Raw genomic sequence first — 24,541 nt, forward strand, 5'->3', positions numbered from 1 at the left:
CCAAGGGTAATTGGACTCCTTGCTGCTATACCCCCGATCATACGCAAGCGCAATGTATGTGGAATAAACCTAGTGAACTAACATCATATAAGGGAAACGGTTTTGAAATTGCTCATTGGTCTAGTAGTAATGCCATTGCTGAAGATGCTTTGGATGGTTGGAAGAATAGTTCGGGTCATGTAATACTTAATCAGGATATATGGATCAACAGCACATGGAATACTATTGGTGTGGGCATTTACGAAAACTATGCAGTTGTATGGTTTGGAGAGGAAAAGGATAAAGAAAGTAAGTTGAACAATCAAACACAAATAAATATGGAAAGTGTATCACCAAACATCTTTGTAAAGGACATTAAAGAGACAATCGCATTTTATGAGATACTAGGATTCAAAGTAAATGCAGCCGTTCCCGATGAGGAAAATCCAATATTTGTTTTAATGACCTGCGGTAGCACAACATTCATGTTCCAAACCTTTGCCAGTCTTGGCAACGATTTGCCTCAAATCAAAAGACAAGATGGTGGTTCCCTTTTACTATACATTCAACTAAAAAGCATCAGAGCATTCTATGAGAAAATAAAGGACAAAGTCACCATTTTAAAAGGACTTGAAAAGACATTCTACGGTGCAACCGAATTTTCAATTATCGACAATAATAACTACATACTTACCTTTGCTGAGGATGAGAAGTAGCCTAAAACAAAATCAGACCTCACTTCCACTAATATTATAACAAGAAATGGACTGTGAATAGCCCATTTCTTGTTATATTTAACTTACCATCAAATTTTTATAACTATTTTAACCTTTCAACCTTTCTTTTTACAAAGAAAAGAGAGGTAATACTTTATCTAGGTTAACATTATCCTACAAAATAGCCTTCCATCTTAATGATTTATTGCTAAAATTAGTGTTTGATTTACAGAATCTATAAAGTATTATTAAAGGAAAAACGATTCTATGGATAATCAATTTTTGTATGTTTGTGTAAGCTAAACAACAGCTGCCAAGATAGTTTTTAAGCAGACCTCTTAACTATAATTTTATGAGTCAGAGATTACGCATTTTTTTGTTTATTATTATCAACTCGATATTTTATACGGTTCAAGGACAGGTCACTTTTATTATAGAATCGCTCCCTAGTACAACCCTCGAAGAGGACAGCATATTTATTTGTGGGTCTTTTAATAATTGGAATACTCACGATGAGAAATATTTACTGCATCCACAGCTAAATGGAAATTACTCTATTACCCTTCCTGCTGATACCGGAACTATCCAATTTAAATTTTTAAGAAACGGGAATTGGATGAAGGTAGAAACCAGCGAACGAAATGAAAACTTACCTAATCGTGTATTTACCTATGGCAATGGAAAAACAGTTTATGTGAAAATATTAAACTGGCAGGACCTTGGTGGAGTCAAGCATTTTAATTACTTAATACTATTTCTGTTCGCCGCAGCTTTCTATGGCTTAACATTATTATTTTTGGTATATCGAATCCAAAAATGCAACAGATCAAAATTCATTACTTTTTTAATATCAAACATTATTCTTCTAATTACACTTCTAGGTAGTGTAATGTATAATATAACAAACCTAATTTGGCAGTCGCACATTGCCATGTTGGGTTACGTGCTATTCTTTACTTGGGGTCCAACATTATTCATCTACATAAACACATTACGTTTACATAAACCGCCAAAAAAAATCTTTATTCATTATATCCCTGTACTCTTTATTGTTTTGTTCGTCGTATTAAGGTATATAAATTTTAAACCCTTAATGTTTCTATCAAAAGAAATAAATCTTCATCTAACTTTAGGGAGCACCATTGTGATGTTATTGGGGATTGGTGTAAATATTTATTACCATGCTTGTGCAGTAAAGTATTTACAATTAAACCAACAAACTAATGAGGATAAAACACCAAAAGAAGTTCAATTAATCAATATCATCTTTTTGACAAGCATCATTGCTCTTCTTTTTTTATGCATAAACATTCTACGCCTTACAACGGGTCTTTCATTGGGAATACAAATTAAATTCGAAATAGTTTTGATTATCCTTTCGTTTATCATTTTTGTTGAATTTTTTTATTACTGGAAATTTCCAGAAATACTTCGCGATAAGGTAGTACAACATCCAATTAACGATGCTAGCAATTTAATAACCCAGCTAACTGAGCTGATGAAAACATCAAAACCATTTAAAAATCCCGAACTTAATATTGCAGAACTATCAGACTTACTAAATACGAAGCCTCATATTCTATCAAAAATGATTAACGAACATTACAATAAAAATTTCAGAGATTTTATAAACGAATATCGTGTTAAGGAATTCATCGCCATGTCAATTTCCGAGGAATATAAAAACTATACCTTCCTCGCTTTAGCCTACGAAGTTGGTTTTAACTCAAAATCGACCTTTAATTTGGTTTTTAAAAAAAACACAGGGCTTTCACCTCGCAACTACATGAAGCAAAAATTCAATATAATCAAAGATAAATAACGTTGATGAACTGCTTTTATAATAGCTCCTTGTTTCCAAATCTTTTGTTTTAACCATAATTAGCAACTTGCAACTTACATTTGCTCATATATCACCTTCAATCATTTTTATAATCACCTGGGGCAAATCAATACCTCCAATTAAGTCCTAAATTCTAAAATAATCCATATTCCCCATTAAAAGTTAGTCCTATTTTATAAATTAAGTCGTTTTACAATACAGTTATAGCTTAATATTGCATTGTAATTATTCCATTCCTCTAGATATTATAAACTAAACCAATTTAACATGAAAAAAAACAATTTTATCACCCTTAAAAAGATTTTCTCTGCATGGGTTATTGTACTATTAACATCAATTGTAAGTATTGCGCAGAATGATGTTATGATGCAGGCTTTTTATTGGAATGTTCCTGTTAATGAAACCACTAAAAATGGAACATGGTATACGAATTTAACAGGGAAAATGACCGAATTAAAAAATGCAGGGTTTACCTCGTTATGGTCTCCTCCACCTTCCAAAGGTAATTGGGGTATCATTGATGTAGGTTACGGTATTTATGATCAATATGATTTAGGTGCATATAACCAAAAGGGTTCTACAGAAACTCGTTATGGAAGTAAAGCGGAATTATTGAGTTTTCTTTCTGCAGCACATGCATCACCCAGAATAGATGTATATGCCGATATCGTTTTAAACCATACCTACGGCAATTTTGGTGATGCTAGCGGAATTCAGAATGAAGAGGCAAACGCTGGACTCAAAGCGTATGTGAGAGCAGAACGTCTTCTCCCTTACCAAACAAGCGATATTAAATGGGTTATACCTAATGCTGCAGCCGGTGATTATTATATCCAGATTAAAGGCTATAATCTCGACTGGGCAGGTGTTTTAGGTGAAAGAGGTTACAATTTAAATGTAAACTGGCTAGGTTCAGCTGAAACTGATCCAAGTGAATGGGAAGCCGAACCCAACAATGGTGGTGGTAATTTCAACACTATTACTGTAAGCGGAAGAACTAAAAGGGCTCATGCTGACTATAGTGGAGATATTGATGAGTACAAAATCACTTTAACTGCTACTAAAACTATAGTTATTAAACTTACTGCAATGAGAGAAGCCTCAAACCCTTGGGCATGGGCATGGGCAGATCAAACAAGAGGTTATTACCCAGTAAATGTATGGTATAATAGTACTAACCTAGCTCTTACCACTTTAGAAGCACGCACTCCAACCAAAACAACCTATGTAACCCATACTGGTGCTGGTGAAGCAAATTTCCAGTGGGGTTGGGCTGATTATCATCCAGTTGATGCTGCCGATTGGTTAGGCGGTGATGATGGTACCGATAATATTATTCCAAATCAAAGATGGTTCGGTAATGACTTTAATACATATAGCGCTACCGTTCAAAGCAGGATGAATGCTTGGGGAACATGGTTAACCAACACAATTGGCTTCGATGGTTATCGTTTAGATTTTGTTAGAGGATTCCAAATACCATACGTTGCAAGTTGGATTAATAACCTACCTAAAATAGGTGGAACTACCCAAAGATGGATAGTTGGTGAATACTGGACAGAAAACAGGATGAGATTAAAACAATGGGTAGATGGTAATGCATCATCAGGAGCCACTGTTAATATATTCGATTTCCCTTTAAGAGCCAAACTTCACGATATGTGTAATGGTAACGGTGGCAATTTTGATATGAGATGGCTTGATCATTCAGGAATGGTTAGAGCCGATGATGGTTATGCCGTACCAGGAACTAAAGTTTGTACATTCCTAGACAACCACGATAATGCTAAAAATTCTGGGCAATGGGTAACAAAAGATTGGAAAATTGGATATGCATATATCCTAACCCACGAAGGTCGTCCATGCGTATTCTACAACCATTTCTACGCTGTTGCAGAACAAGATTGGGAAAATAGCAATCCTACCAACCAAGTAACTCCTCCTACCGCTTTAAAGGATGATATCAAAAAGTTAATGTTTGCCCGTAAAACCTATTTGGGTGGTGGATTAACAGTACTATCCGCTGATGGTAACCCCTACCCTTCTGCCGATGCATATAATGTTTATGTTGCCCGCAGAGCTGGTAATGGAACAAAGAGCGGAGCAATTGTTGTTATAAACAACAACGATAGCCAAACAAAAGGGCTATGGGTAAACAATTACACATCAGGATGGACAAATTGGGCTAATTTATGGCTAAAGAATGCTTTTACTGGTACACGTGTACAAGTTCAAGCCGACGGACGTGTTTGGGTTGAAGCACCTGCCCGTGGATATTCCGTTTATGTTTTAGAAACCGAATATGTTACATACGTTCCTTCTGCAGTTGCTAAATTCCAAAACACAACATTACCAGAAAACAATGAAATTGATATGTCTGTTTCACCAAATCCATCAAATGGTAATGTCAATATAAATGTAACACTGCCCGAAGAACTTAGCGCTGAAATATGCGTTTACAATTCTGCAGGTCAATTAGTGGCTAAGGTATTTAAAGGTCAACTATTTACTGGAAAACAATCAATACAGTATAATACAAGCGATTTAAAACCTGGACTTTACCTATGCAAACTTGTTGCAAAAAATCAGGTAAAAGTTGTAAAACTACTAGTGAAATAAAGTATTAAACAATAACTCTTTAAAGGAGGCCTTACTGAAATATGTAAGGCTTCTTTTTTATTAATAACCGGCCTCTACCTGTCTTAATATGTATAAATATCAACCTAAAGAAATTTAAACAATTTCTAATTGAACTCCTAAAAACATTAAATTTGGGCTTCATAAAACAGCCTATCCTATGACAAATAACTTATCACCAAAGCAAATTGAGATGATTAAAGGGTTTCAGAAAAGTGAAATCTCAGAGTATTACATCTACACAAAACTATCGAAGGTTATTAAAGACCTTGAAAATGCCAAAATCCTAGCACGTATTGGCAATGAAGAAAAAAATCATTACGAGATTTGGAAGAGTTACACCAACGAGGAGGTAAAACCCAACATGCTTAAGGTGCAATGGTACTATTTCGTATCGCGTGTATTCGGACTTACATTCGGTATTAAACTAATGGAAGTAGGGGAAAACAAGGCTCAAGAAACGTACAACAGCATGTTAACCGATATCCCAGAGGCAAAAAGGATAATGGATGAGGAGCATATCCACGAAAAGGAGCTGATTGGAATGATTGATGAGGAGCGCCTCCAGTATGCCGGCTCAATAGTACTTGGGCTCAACGATGCGCTTGTTGAGCTTACAGGTGCTCTCGCTGGATTATCGCTAGCACTGCAAAACACTAAGCTAATTGCAATGGCTGGGCTTATTACTGGTATCGCCGCCTCGTTCTCTATGGCTGCATCTGATTATCTATCAAAAAAAGCCGATAATACTGAGAAAAACCCAGCACGTTCAGCAACTTATACAGGTACGGCATACATTCTAACAGTTGCGCTTTTAATACTACCCTATCTGCTATTCAATCACTACCTACTTTGTCTTGGGCTCACCCTATTTACTGCAATTCTAATTATATTTGGGTTCAACTACTATATATCCGTTGCTAAGGATCTTAACTTTAAACGCCGCTTCACCGAAATGGCACTGATAAGCCTTGGAGTATCGGCATTAACGTTCGGTATTGGATTTTTGGTAAGGAATGCATTGGGTATTGATATCTAAATTCATCCTCAAAAAGCAAACCAACTATTGACAACATGTCCAACCCATTTTCAAAGCAAACAGGTTATACAAATTCCAAATTCAAACTAGTTTTTGCTTTGATATTATTACTTGGCATTAACAACAAGCAATTTGCCTAGACTCAGCCCTGCGGGTTGCATAAAAATATCATCAGCAACTAGCATAGGTGACACCCTGATTGCCAGCACCAATGAAAACCTCACCTATTTCTCCATTGACAAAGGGAATACATGGGAAAAATACGCTCATGGTTTTAACGAAGCACAACGCTCATCTAAAAAAGTATCGTTGGGAAATATGAATATTTCAATAGATGGGAAGAATTATATCTCCATAAATGGAACTGACTTTCAGCCAATTGGATATAGCGAAGAAATTAACTCCCTATTTATTCACGATTCTTTTTTATACATCGGAACAACAAACGACCTGTATAAACTACCCATTATAGAGTTCTGTAAAAAACATCTATTTGATTTTATGAATGGCGAATGGAATCTCAGCTATTGGCAGAACGAGTACTATAACAACCCAGCAAAAGATTATGTGAATTTTACAAAATTCCGCATCGATGATAAAAAAATCTATTGGTACAAAGCGGGCTTTGATACCAATCTCAATTTCGAAATCGTGTATCAATATTCGTGCGGGGAGTACACCGATATGAAAGACTCTACAGGCAGCACAATTGAGAAAAATCCAATACTTAGCTTTACTTTCCGTGAGGTAGATTTAGCAAAAGAATTGGATAAGGATATTCCGAAACTAGGATTCTCAATAATCAGCAATCAAATTTTCATCGATAAAACATCAAGTATTTCTAGCAATTCTTGATTTTTATTAGAAAATAATTGTGTTGAAGGAGACCTTCGAAAAATCTACCTAGTAGATATTAGCAATAACCAGTACGTTTTATATTACCATTAAGTTTTCCGTGCTTTTATTGCTAGTGTGGATTTGCACTGTCCAAAGTGAGTTCAGCAAAACTAATCCGTACTAAAATCTCAACTTTCATACTATTCCTTTCTTCCTCTCCTCTTTTCCGGCCTAAGATACCCTAGTTGGTAATTGAAATTCAATTTTTCACTGCTGTTTTAAAACAATGAATTAACTTGATATTGCCCTACAATATTCTTAAATTTGGTTTTTCTCCTTGAATTTTGCACGATAAAAAAGAATAATTAACGTAAATTCGATCTAAGTATAACATCTTAATTATCAACATAGCAATAGATTTTTGCCTTGTCATGCTGAACGAAGTGAAATCCGAAGAATTCGCCGAAAGCAATCATTTGTTTTCTAGATAATTAGTTCCTTCACTTCGCTCAGAACCGAGCTTGCGAACTCGGTGGAGCCAATGAAATCTTATATCGAACTCACGTTAATTAAGACATCTTTTAAAAAATTAGTAAAAATCGTTCGAATGATGAAAACATTTCAAAGTTAATCAACCGGATAAAGGAGTATACGCAAATGCATTTCAATACAGAAAACAATTTTGTTACCCTGATTATGTGGCTCATAAAAATGAGCATGATAAATTCATCTAAAAAGCAACAGCCTTAGAAGAAAAATTGAATAGTGGAAAAGTTATTGTATCTTTTGAAATAACCAGTTTCTTGAAAGACTGAATAACATATTCAAGGCTCTGATAAGAAGTATAGCAATTTCTTTATCAGGAACGGTGTTCGACAATAAACAACGAGTTACTAGCACTTGATGGCGTGGTATATCATTGTGGTGGCATATGGATATATAATTTGATAGATAAAATATTATCATAGAAAACATTTTATCTTGGCCAAATGAAACAGATCAGTGAAAGTGAAGAGAAGTACCGGAAAATCTTTAAAGAATCATTCGATGGTCTTTTTATTACTTTCTCCATAGAGAAAATTCTTCAACATTAAAAAGGAGGAGGCTTATTGTGAGCAAATTAAAAAAAGAGTTCCCGATGGAATCCTCGAAAAAGCATATTCCTGAATCGTGCCACGTTTGTCTAATCTATGAAAACGAGGAGCAGCGTCAAAAAATCGTTGCCGATTATATTGCAGAAGGACTCAGGAAAGGTGAACTTGTTCATTATTTTACTGACAAAACCACACCCAAAACAGTTCGATCCTGGCTTTTGGGCATAGGAATGGAACTATCTGAAACTGAAAAAACCGGATCGTTCAGCATATCAAAGGCTGAAAAAGCCTATTGTCCGGATAGTAAGTTCGTACTACCGCAGAAAATGATCGATGGATCTATACTCCGATACGATGAGGCAAAAAAAACTGGTTATAAGGAATCGCATGCCTGTGGTGAAATGACTTGTACCCTTAAGGACATTTCTGGCTCTAACCAATTGCTAGAATATGAAGTTTTGCTTAACAGTGTTACCTCAACTTTTCCCCACACCGGAATGTGCCAGTATGACGCCCGTCTTTTTAATGGGGCGGCACTGTTCAATGTGCTTAAAGTGCACCCTTTTATGATAGCTCAGGGGCAAGTAGTAAGTAACCCATTTTATATAAAACCAGAGGAATTTATAGCGGGGAATACATAGGCATGGTGGCACTGTACTGGCTGAAAGGGAAATTGAAAAAGGGACGACGTTTTATTTTACAATTCCTTAAAGAAGTAAATTGTAGAAAAATATTAGAAATAATAAATTGTACATAAATATATTGAGAAAAGACATCTACACTGAAAGGAAAGTAAAAAAAGGTTGATGAAACAATATCAGAAATACTTCACATTACTCACACTGCTTGTTGCAAGCTGCGTGCAAAAGCATGGAGACCCCGGACCGCATTACAGTGTGTCTCCGGACGATAGCACAATATCTGTTTTTAGTTTTGCGGTGCATCCATTGCACAACCCAAATAAACTTATGCAGGCTTACCAGCCACTTATTGACTATTTAAACCCTAAGGTAGAAGGTGTCAGGTTCACCCTTGAGGCATCACGTGATTATGCCAGTTACGAACAAAAGTACAAAGCCAGGAAACCGGAGTTTCTATTGCCCAATCCATGGCAAACCCTCCAAGCGATGAAGGCCGGATACCACGTTATTGCTATGGCTGGAGAACCCTGTGATTTCAAAGGTATCTTCATTGTGCGCAAAGATAACCCCATCCGAACGCCGCACGACCTGAAAGGCAAAACTGTAAGTTACCCGGCTTCCACAGCGCTGGCCGCCTGCATTATGCCCCAGTATTTTCTCCATCTCTCGGGTATCAATGTTTCTACCGACATTGAAAACCGGTATGTTGGTTCGCAAGAATCGTCTATCATGAATGTGTATCTTGGGTTAACTGCTGTCGGGGCTACATGGCCACCTCCCTGGAGGAATTTTCAAAAAAACCATCCCCGTGAAGCAGCCCTACTGAAGGTCATTTGGGAAACAGAACCTCTTATCAATAATTCGGTAATGATGCGCAACGATATACCAGCTGAAATTGGAGAGCAGGTTCGTAAACTCCTGACAGAACTTCATGAAACTGACCAAGGGAAAGCAATACTTGCAGGTATGGAAACCGCTCGTTTTTTTATAGTTTCAGACAAAGACTATGACGTGGTGCGTGCTTATGTAGACCGGTTTGAGAAGGAAGTAAGAAAAATTGAATTGAAATGAGACTAGGAAAAATAAGAAACTTCATGTTAGGAACACTCCGTGGCCGCCTTATTTTAGGGGTAGCATCAATCCATGCAGTAATGATGACACTTTTTATAGTGGATCTTACTGTAAGGCAGCGTGCTTTGCTCCTCGACCGTCAAGCTGATGAAGCGACCGCATTGGCTCAATCCCTTTCTACTTCAGCAGCAGTCTGGATCAAATCAGACGACATTTCTGGCCTACAGGAACTCATTGAGTCGCAAAGGCTTTATCCCGAACTTCAGTATGCAATACTCACAGATGAGCGTGGTCTTATACTTGCTCATACCGACCATGAAAAACAGGGGCTCTACTTGCTTGGCCTACCTAATAAAATCCACGATACCATATTGATTAAAACACCAGCATTAGTAGATATAGTTGTTCCGGCACAACTCAACAATCGGCATATAGGTTGGGTACGTGTTGGTATTGGCAGCAAGAAAATAGGAGAGAAACTTTCTCACATTATATATACCGGTATATTATATGCCTTTTTTGCAATTGTAATCGGGTCGCTTATCGCTTGGTTTATGGGTAGAAGAATCACACGAAGGCTCTATGCAGTGCAGGATACAATCAATAAGGTTAGAACTGGTAATTCAACAGCACGATCCAATATTGAAGGATCGGACGAGGCCGCCTCAATTGCAGCCGAGTTTAATATTATGTTAGACACGTTAGGGTCTCAATACACATTACTTTCTGCGTTAATCAACAGTCCCAGCGATATCGTTATTTTTTCGTTAGATAAAGAATATTGTTACACTGCTTTTAATGAGAAGCACCGTTCTGAAATGAAAAAGGTGTGGAAAGTAGATATCAAGATAGGGATGAATCTGCTTGAATGTATGCAAATTAAGGAATTAAGAGAACTAGCAAAACAAAGTATGGACAGGGCATTGAACGGGGAAGCGTTTTCCGAAATACAACATCAACCTGAACCCGATATTTATTATGAATTCAGCTGGAATCCTATCTTTCAAAACAAAGAAATTGTCGGGATAACTGCTTTTGTACGCGACATTACCAAACAAAAACAAAATGAAATACAAATTATAAAACTCAACCGGATTTATTCGGTGCTTAGCAACATTAATGAGGCAATTGTAAGGATACACGAACCTGAGGAAATGATGAAGGAAGCTTGCCGCATTGCTGTTGAGTATGGCAAATTTCAAATGGCTTGGATTGGTATGGTGAACACTCAGTCCAAAAAAGTAGATGTTGTAGCATCGTATGGCGATACAGGCAATTATCTCCAAGAAATAAATATTGATTTAAGTGATGAGAAAAGAAACAACGGACCTACCGGGATCGCTGTTAAAACAAGTAAGCATAAAATATCCAACAATATTGTTATTGACGACAGTATGGCACCCTGGCGGAACAATGCTTTAAAATACGACTACAAGTCTTCCGCTTCTTTTCCTTTGATTGTAAACGAAAAGGCTATTGGCGCTTTTAACCTGTATTCCGATGAAGTTGATTTTTTTCAGGAAGGGGATATAAAACTTCTCGATGAAATGGCAATTGATATATCCTTTGCATTTGAGTTTATCCAAGCAGAAACCAATCGCAAGCAGGCAGAAAAAGCGCTAAAAGAGAGCGAACAAAAATATCGGTCATTGATTCAGAAAATTCAGACAGCAATTATAGTACATGGTGGCAATACCCAAATAATAACTTGCAATGTCAAAGCACAGGAACTGCTTGGTTTAACCGAAGATCAACTATGGGGTAAAACAGCAATCGACCCGGCATGGCATTTTTTTCGAGAAGATATGTCCATTATGCCTTTGGAAGAATATCCAGTGAACCGTGTGATGGCTTCCAGACAGGTGTTAAGGAATTACATAGTTGGTATACACCGTCCTAACAATGAAAATGATGTATGGGTATTGGTCAATGCTGATCCGGTTTTTGATGAGAAAGATGAAATAAAACAAGTAATTGTAACTTTTATCGACATTACTGAACGGAAAGAGGCTGAAGAGGTGCTACACAAAGCATTAAAAGAGATACAGGATCTATACAATAATGCACCTTGTGGTTATCATTCGCTAGATAAGGATGGGGTGTTTGTCAAGATAAACAAGACTGAACTCGAATGGCTGGGCTATAGCTACGAAGAGGTGATTGGTAGAATGAAATTTACCGATCTGCTTACAGAAGAGGGTGTAAAAACCTTTAGGGAAAATTTTCCACGATTTAAGATTGTGGGCGAATTGAGAAACCTTGAATTCGAATTAATCCGTAAAAACGGATCCATACTACCTATACTGGTCAGTGCAACAGCCATCACCGACAATGAAGGGAATTATTTAATGAGCAGATCTACAGTGATAGACATTACCGAACATAAGAAAAGCCAAGAGGCTATACAAGAAAGCAAGAAACACTATTATCAGATCGTGGATCTTTCACAGGATATGATTGTTATACACCAGTATGGAAAAGTGGTTTTTATCAACGATGCTGGTGTCAAATTGGCAGGAGCTTCAAACCCTGATCAGATTATTGGTAGATCGGTTTTGGAGTTTGTGCCTTTAAAACAAAGAGAAATTGCCCAAAAGAGGATGCAAGCCGACTTAGTTGAGGGCGAATCATCGGAGGTTTATGAGCAAAAACTCCTTTGTCTCGATGGAACAGAAATAGATATTGAGTTACGAGGAATGCAAATCAATTATCAAGGAGAAAAAGCCATTCAATTTGTAGCACGAGATATCACTGAACGAAAAAAAGTCGAAGAAGCATTGCGGACGGCAAAGATACTTCTTGAGCAGACAATAATGCAATCACCAGTGCCTATGGTATTGGTAACTATGCCAGATGCTACGATCCGTTATGTCAATCCATCCGCCCGGCAGTTTTTGGGCATTGATGATGAACCTGACCTAACCAATACACCTCTGATGAATCTTAAGATCTCCTTCCGAGACTTTGATCTACAGGGTAACGAGGGATTTCTTGAAGAACTACCATTGGTACGAAGTCTTAAGGGAATTAAAACAGAGGGGGAAGAACGATACATTCTCCGCAAGGATGGAACTATTCGCTATGAGTTGGTAAGTGGGACACCAATTTTAGATAATAACGGGCAGATCATTGCTGGTTATCTCATTATGATGGACATCACCGAGCGCAAACAGGCAGAAAATGCCTTAATCAAGAGTGAAGTAGGCCTTAAAGAAGCACAGCGCTTAGGCCGACTTGGTAGTTGGGATTGGGATGCATTAACAGACACCATTATATGGTCCGAAGAGTATTATCGTATATATGGTTTCGATCCGACACAGCACCCGCCAGGTTACATAGATCATTTAAAGGCATACACACCTGAGAGCGCTGCACTGCTTGACGAAGCAGTGAAGAAAAATATGGAAACAGGTGAACCTTATGTACTTGACCTGGAACTTGCACGAGCAGATGGAACGCGATGTTGGATCACTGCCCGCAGTGAAACAAAACGCAACCAAAAAGGCAAGATTATAGGTCTGCGTGGAACTGCGCAGGATATCACCGATCGAAAACAATCGGAAGAAGAAATTCGGAAACTAAATCAAGAACTCGAAAAACGCGTATTTGAACGTACCTCGCAACTGGAAGCGGCAAATAAAGAACTTGAAGCATTTTCGTATTCTGTTTCACATGATCTACGTACACCACTCCGTAGTATAGATGGATTTAGCCAGGCTATTCTTGAAGATTATTCAAATATGATTGATGCACAAGGGAAAGACTACTTGCATCGTATACGCTCTGCAACGCAGCGCATGGCACAACTCATCGATGATATGCTGAACCTTTCACGAGTTAGCCGTAATGAATTAATTATTCAGCAGGTGAATATGAGTAATATTGCTCAGGAAATTGCTATAAATCTTAAAGAAACCGAACCCGATCGGCAGGTTGAATTTATTGTTCATGAAGGAATTGAAGTACAGGGAGACAGTAGACTCCTTCTTATTGTTATGGAAAACCTCATTGCAAATGCATGGAAGTTTACTTCAAAGCATCCAACGGCACGTATTGAGTTTGGTACACGACAACAAAATGATACAGCCGTGTATTTTGTTCGCGACGACGGAGCTGGTTTCAATATGAAATATGCACAAAAACTTTTTGGCGTGTTTCAACGGTTACATACCACGATTGAATATCCAGGCACAGGTGTTGGATTGGCAACAGTGCAAAGAATCATTCATCGGCATGGAGGCAAAGTATGGGCAGAAGGGGAAGTTGAAAAAGGAACTACATTCTATTTCACTATACCATAAAAAGTAATATCATGGCAAACAAAACTATTTTATTGGTAGAAGATAATCTTGAATACGTACGACTCATCCAACAGGTACTCAAGAAAAACAACATATCCATTCCTATATTAATTTTCATGGCCTTATTGGCCTTAACGGCTTGTGTGAACGAACCTTTGCAGCCCATGCGCATTGGAATGCATGTATGGCCCGGATTTGAACCGTTGTTTTTGGCACGACATATTGAAAGTTTGAATGAAAGAGATTTTCGCTTGGTAGAATTCTCAAACGGTTCGGAGGTTGGTCGTGCCTTTCGCAACGGCACACTGGAAGCCGCCTGCCTTACTCTGGATGAAGTATTCTACCTTATACAGGATGGGATGGATCCTGTGATCCTACTTGTCATGGATGAGTCCCGTGGCGCAGACGCAGTGCTGGCTCGTCCGGAAATTAAAAGTCTTTCGGAATTACGGGGGAAACGGATCGCAGTTGAAGTAAGTGCTGTAGAAGCTTATATGCTCATCCGCACCCTGCAAAAAGCAGGCCTTACCATGAAAGATGTTACACCTGTGTATCTCCCAATTGAAAAACATTTTTCAGCTTACAAGAATGGTCTTGTTGACGCAGTTGTGACCTATGAACCTGTTCGCACCAAACTCTTGGAACAAGGTGCGGTGGATTTGTTCAACAGTTCCATGATGCCGGGTGAGATTGTGGATGTGTTGGTTGTCCACCGTGATTATCTGGAAGGTCATCCAGAAAGAGCCATCTCCCTACGGAAAGCATGGTTTACGGCATTGGAACAGATACGCCAGTCTCCCCATGAATCAGCTAATTTTATGGCTATACGTGAGCAGATGACCACAGATGAATTTGAGTCCTCGCTACAACGAATCCATTTCCCGGATGAGCAGGAAAACCATATCCTACTTAAGGGTAATGCGCCCAAACTGTTAATCGTTGCAGAGCTGCTTAAAACAGTGATGATAGAGTCGGGTCTACTTCGCGAAAATATTCCTCTGAAGCCTCTTTTTGTGCTTCAAGAAACGATGAAAACAAAGTGATAAAATGGCACTCTTAACACATAACAAAAAATTGCGGTCGTTACGGTTTTGGCTCCCAATACTTCTGTTGCTATTTGCCATCGGTAACGGTCTGATACTGTATGTTATTAAGATGCGGATTCACGAAACCAAGTTCGAAATGGACTTCAAGAAAAATCAAACGTTGCAGGCTGCCAGGATTCAGTCCGAAGTTCAACGCTGGGTGCTGCGTAACGACTTGGAAATGGTGCAATCTATCTTTGCCGAGCTTGGTGTAAACACTGATTTAAAGATGTCCCTGTTTCTCGACGAAAAGAATACAGTGCTGGCTGCCACGCGCCGTGAATATATCGGACGATCGTTAAAAGTTGAATATCTCGGGTTGGACACTATAAATAATGGGAAGATAATTGCAGCCATGCAAATGGCAAGGCAGACTATGAGAGGTAGCTCCTGGTTCACAAGTGATAGAAATGAACTGATTGCTTGTTTTCCGACCTCATTGCCCCTGCAATCAGGAGATCTTGGAGTACGCCGTGGGGGCATGATTCTGGTATGTTACGACCTTCGTCTGGAAAAAACTGACAGCCTTCATCTTATAAAAAATGATTTTCTTATCTATTTTACCAGCATCCTTATCATCATGTTGGTACTGAGCATCAGTATGCATTTTCTGATTACTCGCCGACTGGAACGGTTAAAATCTGCCATGACAGATTTTGCTAGTGGAAAAGCTGTTATTGAGTATCCCTCAAGGCTTGGCGATGAAATTTCCCATCTGGTTAAGCGGTTTAATGAAATGGCAACCACCATCCACAAAACGATGGAAGAAATACAAGATCTATATAACCATGCTCCATGTGGCTACCACTCTCTGGATGCTACAGGCATGTTTATGAGGATCAACGACACTGAATTGTCATGGCTTGGTTATACACGGGAAGAAATTGTGGGGAAAATAAAATTCCAAGACCTACTGACCCCAAAAGGTCTAATTCTCTTTCAGCGTGAATTTCCTAGCTTTAAGGAACGTGGTTGGGTACACAACCTTGATTTTGAGATGTCGCGAAAAAATGGCACTATTTTGCCCGTGGTACTAAACGCCACAGCTATTAAAGATGCAAACGGCAATTTTGTGATGAGCCGTTCAGTCATGCACGATGTTACTGAACGCAATAAGGCAGAAGAAAAAATCAGAAATCTAAACCAGGAACTCGAACAACGTGTCGAACAACGCACAACACAACTTGTAGCAGCAAACAAAGAACTTGAAACTTTTGCCTACTCTGTTGCACACGACCTGCGTACACCATTAAGGGGCATTGATGGATTTAGCCAAGTACTCCTTGAAGACTATCAAAATAAATTTGACAAGCAGGGGAAGGCCTATTTACATCGGGTTCGTTCTGCAGCACAACGTATGGCTCAACTCATTGATGATCTATTAAACCTCTCACGTATTAGTCGCAGTGAAATGAATATCCGGGATGTACACCTAAGCGAAATGGCGCATGAAATTGCTGATAACCTTCACGAAGCTCAACCAAAACGTCAAGCAGTGTTTGTAATTCAGGAAGGAATTAAAGTTATGGGAGACGGACGGCTATTACGCATCGTTTTGGAAAACTTAATTGGAAATGCATGGAAATTTACTTCTAAACATTCGACAGCACGTATCGAGTTTGGAATGCAGCAACAAATTGATAGTGTAAGATATTTCATTCGTGACGATGGTGCGGGTTTCGATATGAAATACTCACAAAAACTTTTTGGGGCATTCCAACGCCTGCATACCACCAACGAATTCCCTGGATCGGGCATTGGGCTGGCAACAGTACAACGAATCATTCATCGGCATGGTGGTAAAGTATGGGCAGAAGGGGAAGTTGAAAACCTGTCTGCCGATAAGGCAGGATGGGCTACATTCTATTTCACAATACCATAAAAACGGAAAATCATGGCAAACAAAACTATTCTATTGGTGGAAGATAATCTCGACGATGTCGACTTAACGCTTCGTGCATTAAAAAAGAACAATATTAAAAACGAGGTTACTGTGGTACACGACGGTGCAGAAGCGTTGGATTTTCTTTTTGGTACCGGAAAATATTCTGGTCGCGATCTTACGATTATGCCAACAGTAATCTTGCTCGATCTCAAACTTCCTAGAGTTGATGGGCTAGAAGTGCTGCGTCAGCTCCGTGCAAACGAGCTCACCAAACTTCTTCCTGTGGTTATCCTAACCTCATCCAAAGAGGAACAGGATATTGTGAACGGGTACCGTTTTGGGGTGAATAGTTATGTTCGAAAGCCAGTAGACTTCAATCAATTTGCAGAGGCAGTCAGCCATCTTGGCCTGTACTGGTTACTGATTAACGAAGGACCGCCAATTAATAAAGGAGAATTATAATTATGAAATGTCCATCCCGCTTTAGCGGGACCAATAGGGATGATTAAAATATGGACATTCCATCTGAGTCAATTAAAAATCAATATTAAAAACTACATACAATACTATTGTTAAGCAGTCAATTAGTAAAATTTAAACAGATGAAACCACTACTGCGGATATTAGTTGTTGAGGATTCGGAAGATGATGCCCTTTTGGTACTGCGTCAAATTAAAAAAGGGGGTTACAACGTTGAACATGAACGTGTCGAAACTGCCGAAAAAATGAAGGAAACACTCAAAGATAAAACGTGGGACATCATTCTTTCCGATTACTATTTACCACATTTCAACGGATTAGAGGCATTAAAACTCTCCAACGAATCAGGAATTGACATACCGTTCATAATTATTTCCGGCGCTATTGGTGAAGAAACCGCAGTGGAAGCCATGAAAGCTGGAGCTCATGATTATATTATGAAAAATAATATATACCGCTTGGTTCCGGCGATTGAACGCGAATTGCGTGAAGCGAAAAACAGGGCTGAGCGAAAATTGTTAGAATGGAAACAGATACAAGCAGAAGCTCTAAGGGTAAGCGAGGAGAAGTACCGCTACATGTTCGACAATATTTCTGATGGTATTTTCCTGCTCGAGGTTACCGAAGACTACCATTTTCGTAATCTGGAAATGAATACTTCTTTTCTGGCATTAACAGGTCTCAATCGCGACTTTATGCTTGGAAAGCTTATTGAAGAAACGGTTCCAGAAGAAACCGCCAATATAGTAAATGCTAAATATCGGCACTGCGTTGAAGCAGGGCACCCAATTGAAGAGGAAGTAGAATTAGATCTACTCACTGGAAAGCGCATTTTTCTATCTACACTTATTCCCGTACGTAACCATACTGGATGCGTATATCGAATTGTTGGGATTACCCGCGACATCACCAAACGTAAGCAGATTGAGGCAGCACTACGAGAGAGTGAAGAAAAACACCGTATCTTGTTTAGGGATTCACCAGATGCATATTTGATTCTCATAGATGGTATCTTTGTGGATTGTAACCAAGCAACCGAAGTGATGATGCGAGGCAATCGAACACAAATTATAGGACTACCACCAGAGAAACTTTCCCCTGAACTTCAACCTGATGGAAAAAAATCATCGGAGGCAGCAAAGGAAAAGATCAGAAAAGCTCTCCAAACTGGCACTAACACATTTGAATGGATGCATCGCCGGTTAGATGGAATCGATTTTTTGGTTGAAGTATCCATAGCATCCTTGATGTTGGAAGGGAAACCTGCCTTGTTTATTACATGGCGGGATATTACCAGACGTAAGCAAGCAGAAGAAGCACTACTAGAAAGTGAGGAACGCTATCGGCAATTGGTCGAAATGTCGCCAGATGCAATTGCTATTCACCAGCAAGGCCAAATTGTTTATATCAACGCCGCGGGTGCAAAACAATTCGGCGCACAAAAGCCACAAGAAATGATTGGGAAACCAATCCTTGACCTTATTCATCCAGATTATAGAGATGCTGTCATTCAACGTGTTGAAAAAACATTGAAAGGTAAGAGTGCCCCATACACCGTAGAAAAATTCATTAAACTCGATGGGACAATCTTCGATGTTGAAGTAACGGCTATACCCTCGGTCTATCGGGCCAAACCTGCTACTCAGGTCGTTGTACGAGATATCACCAAGAGAAAGCAAGCTGAAGATGCATTGCGGGAAAGTCAACTATTTCTTTCTGAAGTGATTGAAAACAGTGGTGCACTTATTTATGTAAAAGACCGCAATGGTTATTACGAACTTGTTAACAGGAAGTGGGAAGAAGTTACCGGCATAAAACGAGAATTTACTGTCGGAAAAACCGATGAGGAATTGTTTCATGGAACTGTTGGCAAAGAGTTTCGCAAAACGGATACCAGAGTAATGGAATCGGGTAAAGTTATTGAATCAGAGGAAATACTTGAGGATGCAACGGGAAAGAGATTTTTCCTTTCTGTAAAAATTCCTCTATGGAACAAAAATAATGAAATTAAAGGAACAATAGGTATATCAACGGAAATCACCGAACGCAAGCGGATAGAGGATGAAATAAAACTTAAAAACGAGCAACTTATAAAACTCAACACCGAAAAGGATAAATTTTTCTCCATCATCGCTCACGACCTACGCGGTCCTTTCAATAACTTTTTGGGGCTAACAGAAATAATGGCCGAAAATACACCAAACTTTACAATAGACAAAATACAATGGATTGCAGAAAGTATGAGAAATTCAGCCGCTAATCTTTTTCGTCTTCTCGAAAATCTGCTTCAGTGGGCAAGAATTCAACAAGGACTAATTCCTTTTAACCCTGAGTTAATGTCTTTGCTCCCGATCGTAAATGAAAGTTTATTAGTAATGCAAGAACCTTCAAAAAATAAGGGAATTGAAATATCCTGTGATATTCCAGAGGACTTAAAAATTTTTGCTGATAATTTCACATTTCAATCTATAATTCGGAACCTCGTTTCAAACGCTGTTAAATTTACCCCAAGAGGAGGAAAAATAAGCCTTTCGGCTAAAACTACTGGGAATAAAAGCGTTGAAATTGCCATTAAGGACTCTGGCATAGGGATGAATAGTGCAATGGTTAATAATCTATTCCGTCTCGATGTTCGAACAAATAGACCAGGTACAGAAGGAGAACCCAGCACAGGGCTTGGTTTGCTACTGTGCAAAGAATTTATCGAAAAGCATGGTGGAAAAATTTGGGTGGAAAGCCAAGAGGGGAACCTGTCTGCCGGCAAGGCAGGAGGAACAACATTCTATTTCACAATTCCGTAAAAAATTAGTATCATGGCAAACAAAACTATTCTTTTGGTGGAAGATAATCTCGACGATGTCGACTTAACACTTCGTGCATTGAAAAAGAACAATATTACAAATGAAGTAATAGTGGCATACGACGGTGCAGAAGCTTTGGATTTCCTTTTCGGTACAGGAAAATATGCCGATCGCGATCTATCGATTATGCCGACAGTAATTTTACTTGATCTCAAACTTCCTAGAGTTGATGGGCTTGAAGTGTTGCGTCAGCTCCGTGCAAATGAACTTACAAAACTTCTTCCAGTTGTTATCCTAACTTCATCTAAAGAGGAACAGGATATTGTAAATGGATACAGCTTAGGAGTGAATAGTTATGTTCGAAAACCTGTTGACTTCAACCAATTTGCCGAGGCGGTCAGCCATCTTGGGCTATATTGGTTGCTGATCAACGAAGTACCGCCAACTAATAAAGGAGAATTATAATTATGAAACCATTATTGCGGATATTGGTTGTTGAAGATTCGGAGGACGATGCCCTTTTGGTTTTGCGTCAAATAAAAAAGGGTGAATACGACACTGAATATGAACGAGTACAGACTGCCGAAACAATGAAAGCAGCACTACATAAAAAAAATTGGGATGTTGTTCTTTCTGATTATGTAATGCCCCATTTCAACGGATTAGAGGCATTGGGGGTGTTAAAAGAATCTGGCATTGACATACCATTCATAATTATTTCTGGTACAATTGGTGAAGAAGTTGCTGTGGAAGCAATGAAAGCTGGTGCTCATGATTATATCATGAAGAATAATTTAAAAAGGCTACTCCCTGCAATTGAACGAGAGTTACGTGAATCAGCAGATAGAGCAGAAAAAAGGGAGTTTGAACAAAAGCAAAAACAGACCGAAAAATTGCTCCATGAAAGTGAAGAACGATTTCGTCGGTTAGCAGAAAACGCACGGGATGTGATTTACAGAATGACGATACCCGATGGGAAATATGAATATGTAAGTCCAGCAGCTCTTTCGATTTTTGGATATTCACCCGAAGAATGCTATAATGCTCCGTTACTTATCAGACAGGCAATCCATCCCGATTGGAATAAATATTTTGAAGAACAATGGACAAATCTTATTAAAGGTGAGATGCCTCCTATTTACGAGTATCAGTTCATTCATAAATCAGGAGAGGTTCGATGGTTAAATCAACGCAACATTCTGGTATGTGATAATACTGAAAAACCAATTGCGATTGAAGGGATTGTTACTGATATTACTGAACGTAAACAAGCAGAAGAAACGTTGAAAGAGCAGTACTCTAAGCTGCAGGGTATCATTGAAAGCACAGACGCTTTGATCTTTGCTTTGGATAGGCAGTACAGGTACACCAGTTTTAATCATGGTCATGCTTCCATGATGAAGTTAATCTACAATATTGATATCAAGATTGGTCAGAATATGCTCGACTATATGATGGTGGCCGAAGATAGGGAAAAGGCGAAGCAAAATCTTGATCGAGCATTAAACGGGGAACAGATTATTGAGGAAGCATATTTCGGAGATGAGTCCAGATCAAGATTATATTTTCAAGTGTCGCATAACCCTATAAAAACGGAAAATGGTAACATTATTGGAGTCGTTGTTCTTGCCCAAGATATTTCCGAACGAAGGCAGATGGAAGAGACTCTGCGTAAAAATGAATGTACTTTAAAAGAAGCACAACGCGTTGGTCGGCTTGGCAGTTGGGAACTCAATATTATCAACAACCATCTCACATGGTCCGACCAAATCTACCGCATTTTTGAAATTGATCCTATTGAATTTGGTGCTTCCTACGAAGCCTTTTTAAATGCTATCCATCCTGACGACAGAGAAAAAGTTGATTTCGCATATACCAATTCCCTTAAAACCCATACTCCTTATACCATTGATCATCGTATCCGTTTTACCGATGGAAGGATTAAATATGTGCAGGAACAGTGTGAAACCTTTTATGATAGCGAAGGCAAACCCTTACGTTCCGTTGGAGTAGTCCAAGACATTACTGAGCGAAAAAGTGCAGAGGAAGCAATACAGCATTCAGAGTATGTAACATCAATAATGAATCAAATATCCAACGCTTTTCTTACTCACTCCGATGATGAAATATATAATCAAGTTTTAGATATTATTTTGAAGATCTTTAATTGTAAAATTGGATTGTTCGGGTATATTGACCAGAATTTCGATTTAGTCATTCCAAGTTTGACTAGAAATATATGGGACAAATGTCAGGTAGAAGATAAAACAATTAAATTTCCTCATGAATCTTGGGGTGATACTCTTTGGGGAAAAGCAATCAGGGAGAAAAAAACTTACACCTCATCCGGAACGTTTCATATTCCAATAGGACACATGCCCATCAATAATTTTATTACTGTGCCGATTGTTTATTGTAACGAAACGATAGGTTTGCTGTCCCTAGCAAATAGAGATGATAATTTTTCTGAGGAAGATTGTGATTTTTTGGAAAATATTGCAAGCTATATGTCCCCAATTCTAAAAGCCAGACTCCAACGTGACGAGCAGCTAATAAAACGTAAGATCGCTGAGGAAGAGGTCTTAAAACTTTCTAAAGGAATTGAGCAAAGCCCTGTTTCTATCATCATAACGGATATTAATGGTTCTATTGAATATGTAAATCCAAAGTTTTGCGAGCTAACAGGTTATACTAAATCAGAAGTCATTGGTGAAAATCCAAGAATATTGAAATCAGGTTTTAGTGCTATTACTGATTATAAGGTTCTATGGGATACTATTAATTCTGGAAAGGTTTGGATTGGAGAATTCTATAATAAAAAGAAAAGTGGAGAGTATTACTGGGAATCCGCTTCCATTGCTCCAATTTTTAATCCGAATAATGAGATCATACATTTCATATCGATAAAAGAGGATATTACTGAAAAGAAATATCTACTTAATGATTTAGTTACAGCTAAAGAAAAAGCGGAAGAAAGCAACCGCCTGAAAACTGAATTCATACACAATATGTCGCATGAAATCAGAACACCCATGAACGGAATTATGGGTTACTCCCAGTTGCTAAACGAACCTAATTTATCCCCCGAAAAACAAAAACAATTCACGAAAATTATTAGTAATAGCAGTGCGCAATTACTACGAATTATGGATGACATTCTAGAAATTTCAATGCTAGATGCCAAGCAAACTAAAACGATTGCCAATAAAGTATGTTTAAACGATTTACTATTAGAATTATTCTCAATTTTCGATCTAAAAGCCAAAGAGAATAAAATCCCTTTATACTTAAAAAAAGGATTGCCTAACAGTAAGAGCATAATATTTACCGATGAAACAAAACTGAGTAAAATTTTAAGCAATATACTGGAAAATGCGCTGAAATTTACGCTTACTGGTTTTGTAGAAATAGGGTATCAATTGCACGATGATCTGATCAAGATATACGTTAAAGATACGGGAATAGGAATCAACCCAAAGATGCAAGAAACCATATTTGAACGATTCTCACAAGAGGATAAGGAAAATACAAGGCTATATGGAGGGTTAGGATTAGGATTATCAATAGCAAAAGAAAATGCCGAACTAATCGGTGGGAAAATTACATTGAAATCAGAGAAAGGTAAAGGTTCAACTTTTTATGTTACCATTCCATACAAACCTGCATTTTTAGATGAAGAGATTAATAAGCCGAATGTTAATACAGCAAAAATAAGCGAGTTAACAGAAATATATACAATATTAGTAGCAGAAGACGAGGAGGTAAACTACTTATATATTGAAACGTTATTTGAAATAAATGCACCGAATATTAAAGTTTTACATGCAACAAATGGACAAGAAGCGGTAGAAATATGCAAAAACAATTTAGAAATAGATCTTGTTCTCATGGATATAAAAATGCCAGTAATGAATGGCTACGAAGCAACAAAACAAATAAAAATAATTCGCCCCAATTTGCCCATAATTGCACAAACGGCCTATTCAACTGAAGGAGATAAAAACATTTCAATATCGGCTGGTTGTGATGATTTTATTTCAAAACCGATTAATGGGAAAAAAATATTTCCATTAATTGCTAAATACTTGACAAAGAAATAAATAACACCAGTTTGATATATGAGCTGTGATAA

14 protein-coding genes are annotated in these 24,541 nt (G+C 38.3%); all 14 read left to right on the forward strand.

What is annotated here, in order from left to right; translation table 11 throughout:
- Nucleotides 1-317 precede the first annotated feature (317 nt).
- The 14 genes from HOO91_08180 to HOO91_08245 all read left to right on the forward strand — a co-directional run bounded on the left by HOO91_08180 (nt 318) and on the right by HOO91_08245 (nt 24,509).
- Nucleotides 318-695 (forward strand): glyoxalase, encoded by a 378-nt coding sequence (locus HOO91_08180; protein NOU17520.1) that lies wholly within the window; start codon nt 318-320, stop codon nt 693-695.
- A 352-nt stretch (nt 696-1,047) separates the two neighbouring features.
- Nucleotides 1,048-2,517 carry a helix-turn-helix domain-containing protein gene (locus HOO91_08185; protein NOU17521.1) on the forward strand — a complete coding sequence of 490 codons (1,470 nt, stop codon included), beginning with the start codon at nt 1,048-1,050 and terminating at the stop codon, nt 2,515-2,517.
- A gap of 288 nt (nt 2,518-2,805) precedes the next feature.
- Nucleotides 2,806-5,157 (forward strand): T9SS type A sorting domain-containing protein, encoded by a 2,352-nt coding sequence (locus HOO91_08190; GenBank protein ID NOU17522.1) that lies wholly within the window; start codon nt 2,806-2,808, stop codon nt 5,155-5,157.
- Nucleotides 5,158-5,335: 178 nt separating this feature from the next.
- A complete protein-coding gene (locus HOO91_08195) occupies nt 5,336-6,214 on the forward strand; it encodes a rubrerythrin family protein (GenBank protein NOU17523.1) in 879 nt (292 codons plus the stop codon).
- A gap of 132 nt (nt 6,215-6,346) precedes the next feature.
- The gene (locus HOO91_08200) at nt 6,347-7,069 is read left to right on the forward strand and encodes a hypothetical protein (protein NOU17524.1); all 723 of its coding nucleotides are present in this window, start codon (nt 6,347-6,349) and stop codon (nt 7,067-7,069) included.
- A gap of 1,120 nt (nt 7,070-8,189) precedes the next feature.
- The gene (locus HOO91_08205; GenBank protein ID NOU17525.1) at nt 8,190-8,786 is read left to right on the forward strand and encodes a hypothetical protein; all 597 of its coding nucleotides are present in this window, start codon (nt 8,190-8,192) and stop codon (nt 8,784-8,786) included.
- A gap of 165 nt (nt 8,787-8,951) precedes the next feature.
- Entirely contained in the window at nt 8,952-9,857 is a 906-nt protein-coding gene (locus HOO91_08210; GenBank protein NOU17526.1) for a phosphate/phosphite/phosphonate ABC transporter substrate-binding protein, read from the forward strand.
- Nucleotides 9,854-14,158, forward strand: coding sequence for a PAS domain S-box protein (locus HOO91_08215; GenBank protein ID NOU17527.1), 4,305 nt, complete (start codon nt 9,854-9,856; stop codon nt 14,156-14,158). The genes HOO91_08210 and HOO91_08215 overlap by 4 nt, the downstream gene beginning before the upstream one ends.
- A gap of 11 nt (nt 14,159-14,169) precedes the next feature.
- Entirely contained in the window at nt 14,170-15,201 is a 1,032-nt protein-coding gene (locus HOO91_08220; protein NOU17528.1) for an ABC transporter substrate-binding protein, read from the forward strand.
- 139 nt (nt 15,202-15,340) lie between these two features.
- The gene (locus tag HOO91_08225) at nt 15,341-17,125 is read left to right on the forward strand and encodes a PAS domain S-box protein (protein NOU17529.1); all 1,785 of its coding nucleotides are present in this window, start codon (nt 15,341-15,343) and stop codon (nt 17,123-17,125) included.
- Nucleotides 17,126-17,137: 12 nt separating this feature from the next.
- On the forward strand, nt 17,138-17,590 hold the full coding sequence (locus tag HOO91_08230; protein ID NOU17530.1) for a response regulator: 453 nt from the start codon (nt 17,138-17,140) through the stop codon (nt 17,588-17,590).
- Nucleotides 17,591-17,730: 140 nt separating this feature from the next.
- Nucleotides 17,731-20,409: a PAS domain S-box protein gene (locus HOO91_08235; GenBank protein ID NOU17531.1), complete on the forward strand. Its 2,679-nt coding sequence runs from the start codon at nt 17,731-17,733 to the stop codon at nt 20,407-20,409.
- A gap of 12 nt (nt 20,410-20,421) precedes the next feature.
- Nucleotides 20,422-20,874: a response regulator gene (locus HOO91_08240; GenBank protein ID NOU17532.1), complete on the forward strand. Its 453-nt coding sequence runs from the start codon at nt 20,422-20,424 to the stop codon at nt 20,872-20,874.
- A 2-nt stretch (nt 20,875-20,876) separates the two neighbouring features.
- Nucleotides 20,877-24,509, forward strand: coding sequence for a PAS domain S-box protein (locus HOO91_08245; GenBank protein NOU17533.1), 3,633 nt, complete (start codon nt 20,877-20,879; stop codon nt 24,507-24,509).
- The last annotated feature ends 32 nt before the right edge of the window (nt 24,510-24,541 follow it).

This window comes from Bacteroidales bacterium (genome assembly GCA_013141385.1).
Classification (GTDB): domain Bacteria; phylum Bacteroidota; class Bacteroidia; order Bacteroidales; family Tenuifilaceae; genus UBA8529.